The sequence below is a fragment of the Pseudomonadota bacterium genome (assembly GCA_026388255.1).
Lineage (GTDB): Bacteria > Desulfobacterota > Syntrophorhabdia > Syntrophorhabdales > Syntrophorhabdaceae > JAPLKB01.
Window position 1 is genome coordinate 1 of the sequence record JAPLKC010000142.1, and the last position, 2803, is coordinate 2803.

2 protein-coding genes are annotated in these 2803 nt (G+C 43.1%); both read right to left on the bottom strand.

What is annotated here, in order from left to right; genetic code table 11:
- Positions 1-171 precede the first annotated feature (171 nt).
- Positions 172-2274 (bottom strand): adenylate/guanylate cyclase domain-containing protein, encoded by a 2103-nt coding sequence (locus NT178_18945; protein ID MCX5814593.1) that lies wholly within the window; start codon positions 2272-2274, stop codon positions 172-174.
- 292 nt (positions 2275-2566) lie between these two features.
- Positions 2567-2803, bottom strand: a 237-nt coding sequence (locus tag NT178_18950; GenBank protein ID MCX5814594.1) for a hypothetical protein, incomplete at its 5' end; no start/stop codon positions are given.

The following is a 2803-nucleotide window of genomic DNA, read 5'->3' on the forward strand; positions in this document are numbered from 1 at the left end:
GAGAAAGAATGTCGAGTACGTCGTTATATCGAACAGACGATTTTATGGGTGCAAAAAACTTGCAGTATTCTCTGATCGCATTCTCTTTGGTGATAACAGAAGCCTGGTCAGCAAAGACAGGTACAGATGCAAGAATAAAAAACAGAAAAGCAATTGTAAAAAATAAAGTTTTCATTTTTCAGTCATCTTAAGAATATTCCAAGGTTTTGTCAAAGGAATATTCTTAAGAAGATCCTCGCACCTCTCCTTATAGAATAACGCCGGACCATCACCCGGATAACGCTCCAGCAACAAATCCAACAGCCTGATGGCATCGTTAAATTTGCCATTCTCGTGGTAAGTCAAGGCCTCGCGAAACAGGTCAATTTTTTCTTTAACTTCCTGTCCTGCATTACCCTTTTCTGCTATAAGTTCATAAATACGGATCGACTCGCTCTTCCCTTTGACAGCAATAAGACCAAGCTCCCTGAAAACAAAAGAGTTGTTGGTTCTCTCCATTGTTTTTTCGCTGACAATGATGTTTGTGCGAAAAACCTTGTTGACCGACTCAAGTCTCGATGCAAGGTTCACAGTATCTCCAACTACTGTATAGTCAAATAACCTTGTGCTTCCAAGGTTGCCGGCAATGGCATCGCCGGAATGTATCCCTATTCTGATGGAGACGGGGGGAATACCTTGCTCTTCAAATTTTGCATTTATTTTCCTGAGCATCGCAAAACAGTTAAGGCCAGCCTGACATGCATTGATTTCATCATTCTCGGTGTGAAGAGGGGCGCCCCAAAACGCCATGATACAGTCACCGATATATTTATCAATAACCCCTTTTTCACCGATTACCACCTCTGTCAATGCGTCAAGGATCGTATGAAGCATCATAGCAGTATCTTCAGGGGAGTTTTTTTCGGAGATGGTCGTGAAGCCGGCGATATCGGCAAAAAAGACAGTCACCCGTAATCTTTTTCCACCTGGCTTGATAATGTCAGGGTTTTGCAAAACATAGTTAACAAGCGTCTTATCCATATACTGCGAGAAAGTCTTTCTTATGAAGAGCCGTTCTTTTCCTTCAGAGGCGTAACTGAAAGTTGCGGCAGAGATGAAACCTATGATGAGGGCAGCTACCGGATAAACAACAGGAAAATAACGGGTATTCAAAAATAACAGGGCGGTTGCTCCAAATACTAATGCAAATATTCCAAGAAACATGGCAAGATTCTTGATAAAAGAATGATTGTACAAGACAAAAACCGAGAGGAACAAAACAATAGAAAACATGCTCAGAACAACAAAAGCAGGATTTACGGGCCTCATGAAGCTCCCGTCCCGGAGGTTGTCAAATAGGGTAGCATTAATATACACGCCTGTTGATACCGGGGATACGGATGTAGGCTTTAGATCATAGAGTCCTGCGGCGGTAAACCCGACGAACACGGTTTTGTCCTTGAAATACTCTTTACCAATAGGCACAGACTTCGTTAGGTCCCTGCCAACTGCAGCGTTCAGGATATCAACCGCTGAAAAGACTTGAAATGGCCTGTGATCCCTGTAATAACGCAGCAGCACCTTTCCATCAACAAGCGGAACTGGCGTGTTGCGCAAATACGCTTTGTTGTGCAATACCTGCAACTTTCCCTGCTTGATTAAACAAGAGGATATAAGATTCGGCACTACCATGTTTTGAAACTGAAAAAAAAGGGGTATTTTCCGGTAGACACCATCTTCATCGGGACTAATCGCAACATTCCCGGTTCCTTTTATATGTGCTCTCAAAACGTCCAGTGGAACGATAACTGAGCGGTACGGTGAAGACGTACCAGTTGCTTCACCTATGGAGTGTGTTTTCACGAACATCATGTCTTCAAGCGACGTGTCCTTCGGGTTTTTGGAGAGGAAAAACGGGAGATATACATTTGATGCCTTCCTGATTGCATCTGCAAATATTGCATCGTCTTCCTGTCCATAGGATGAGGGTTCGGTATAAAGGACATCAACGGCAACAGCATCTGCCTCAGACAGATACTCTATAAGGGGAGCGTACATCTGTCGTGGCCAAGGCCAGTTGATTCCTTCTCCGCTCAATGCATCAATACTTTTCTGATCCACTTCAATAATAACAGTATCACCGGATGAGCGAAGAGGATTGAGCAGACGCGAATAAAGGTCAAAAACCTTCAACTCAAAGAGGTGAAGCGCATTCGCAGAATATAATAGAAAGGAAACGCAAAAAACTACAATTGTAAGAATAATAATGTTGCGGATACGGGCCTTCGCAACTATGCTGTTCTTTTACACAGAACAAGCAGGGTCAACTTGGCTCGTCCACCTTATTCATTTGTCAAGTATACCCAACGTCCATTTCTTCTGTCAAACGATAAGTACCCGGTTTCTTAAATTCATAGTAAGTGTATTTGACAATTTTCAATAGTAGACCATTATTGAAAAAATTATAGGAGTAAAATCTGTACTTCCATGTGGTAATTCGTAACTTTTCTCTGCGTTCCCTATGCTTGACTTATAGGTGGAACGTTGGTTTTCGGTTACCTGCAGCTAATTCGGAAGAACCATCTCTCTACCCTTCCACTATTTTTATTTCTTCTTCAGTCAGGCCGTATAGTTCATACACAAGCCGGTCAATCTGGTGGTCGGTGGCGTCAATCTGACGCTGGATGGCGGTTTTATCATGAGGCGTCTTTGCCTCGGCAAGTTGTTTGTGGAGGGCAAGCATCGAGTTCCTTGGGGGCATACATGCGGTAGTAATGGCTTGTCTTGCTAAAAGTAGACAGATTCCTTCAGGCCATTTCCTTGA